The sequence below is a fragment of the Priestia sp. P5_B4 genome (assembly GCF_056400385.1).
Genome location: NZ_JBFULJ010000627.1, coordinates 1 through 2,266 on the forward strand (window position 1 = coordinate 1; position 2,266 = coordinate 2,266).

At 35.5% G+C, this 2,266-nt stretch carries 2 protein-coding genes; both read left to right on the forward strand.

Annotation, left to right across the window (positions count from 1 at the left end; translation table 11 throughout):
* Positions 1-86: 86 nt before the first annotated feature.
* Complete coding sequence (locus tag AC1DRF_RS23895) at positions 87-1,172, forward strand: L-dopachrome tautomerase-related protein (protein ID WP_477741863.1); 1,086 nt, start codon at positions 87-89, stop codon at positions 1,170-1,172.
* A 313-nt stretch (positions 1,173-1,485) separates the two neighbouring features.
* A partial coding sequence (locus tag AC1DRF_RS23900; protein ID WP_477741864.1) for a DUF3231 family protein occupies positions 1,486-2,266 on the forward strand: 781 nt, incomplete at its 3' end.

Below are 2,266 nucleotides of genomic sequence, written 5' to 3' on the forward strand. Positions count from 1 at the left end.
ATAGAAAACTTATTAAGAAACATGCATTAGAAAAACTATAAATCATATATATGAGATATCCCGTTTGAATGTTTGAGGAGGATATTATGAAACCTATGTTACCTAGTGAAAAACATTTCGGTAATTTAGAACTAGTTTATGCGTTTTATGGGGCTATGCCTACAGGTGTTACTGTTTCAGAAACCGGTCGTATTTTCATTTGCTTTCCGAAATGGGGAGACGATGTTAAATTTACAGTGGCGGAAATTGTTCAGGGGAAATTGCAGTCCTATCCTAATTTACAAACCAATTTGGTTAACTCCGAAAACATCACAATGACTTTCATCAGTGTCCAAAGTGTAGTTGCTGATGGAAGGGGAACGCTTTGGATATTAGATACAGCAGCACCCAATTTTTCTGAACCTATTAAGGGGGGAGCGAAATTAGTCGCTGTTGATTTAGAAACCAATACAATAAGAAAAGTATATACCTTTACAGAAGATGTTGTTCTACCTACAACTTATCTGAATGATGTCCGTTTTGATTTTCGTGTTGGAAAAGCAGGTTATGCCTATATAACAGATTCTTCTTCAAAAGGACCAGGAGCTATTATTGTCGTAGATTTATCAAATGGAAACGCGTTTAGACGGTTAAATGGAGCAAAATCAACTTCACCCGATCCCTATTTTTTACCGAAGGTAGAAGGTGAAATTTTGATGAATAGAAACATAGATGGATCAACTTCCCCATTTAGATTGGCTTCTGATGGAATAGCGATTTCTCCCGATGGCAAAGTTTTATTTTTTTGTCCACTAACCAGTCGTCATCTTTTCTCGATTTCAACAGAAGTTCTAAGAGACCGAACTATACCAGACAAAGATTTAATTTATCATGTGGAGTATTGGGGAGAAAAAGGTGCGTCTGATGGAATGATCACCGATGCAAAGGGAACTGTTTATGCTGGAGATTACGAAAACAACAGTATTCGTAAGATATTGCCAAATGGTATAATGGAAACTATCGCACATGATCCGAGAATTTTGTGGCCGGATACTTTTTCAATTGGTCCGGATCAATATTTGTATGTCATTGTAAACCAATTACATCGGCAGCCTAGATTTCATTATGGAAAAGACTTACGAGAGAAACCTTATAGTTTACTTCGTATCAAAATTGATGAATATCCTGCTTAAACCTTTTCATAATAAAAATAGTCAACTAATTGTTTTCATTATATAGTGTAAAACAAACACGAGTAAGTAAGAATGAAAAAGAGCTATAGTTAGCTCTTTTTTCATTCTTATAATATATACGATATAAAGAACTAGTTAACATAACAGGTATTATCGGAAACTATAGAAGTGAAACAATATACTTGTTTTAATATGAAAAACCAATGAAAAGTAACTTGAATCTGATTAAATGTACCCCTACAAGGCATAAAAATAGCAGTTTTCTGCAAATGATATAGTGACAACCTAAAATATCAAGTGGAGGAAACTGCTCATGACTGAACATAACACAAAGCTTACGTCAGCTGAAATAGCCTGCACGTGGACTGGCTATATGAATGATAGTATGTCCAAATGTATACTTGGTTATTTCTTAAAACATATTGAAGATAAAGAAATTAAATCGATTGTTCAAATAGCTTATGATCTTTCAGCTGTTCATGTAGAAAAACTTCGTGCTTTATTTCAAAGGGAAGAAATTCCTCTTCCTATAGGATTTACAAATGAACACGATGTGAATAAGGATACTGGCCGTCTGTACACCGATACCTTTATTCTTACATACGTTAATCACATGGCAAAAGTAGGGATGCTAGCATTTAGTGGGTTTCTATCCATGAGTGCTCGAAAAGATATAAGATTATATTTTAAAGAGGGGCTTCAAGAGGCCTCCAATTTATATGATGAAAGTTCGGATATCGCCCTTTCAAAAGGGTTATTTGTTCGAGCTCCTTATATTGCTTACCCTACTCAACCAGATACTGTAGACAGCAAAAGCTATCTTAGTGGCTTTTCGTTTTTTAGCAAAGAGCGTCCTTTGAATGCCATTGAAATATCGCATTTATATATGAACATTCAAACCAACATCATCKGCAGTAAGCTAGCTCTTAGCTTTGCCCAAACATCTCAACGCGAAAAAATTCAAAAATGGATGTTAAGAGGGGCTGAAATCTCGGAAAAACATGTGCAGATCTTTGGCAAAGCCCTCCTAGATAATCATATTCAGCCACCCGTTCCACATGATATTGCAATTAGTGACTTAACCACACCTGTCT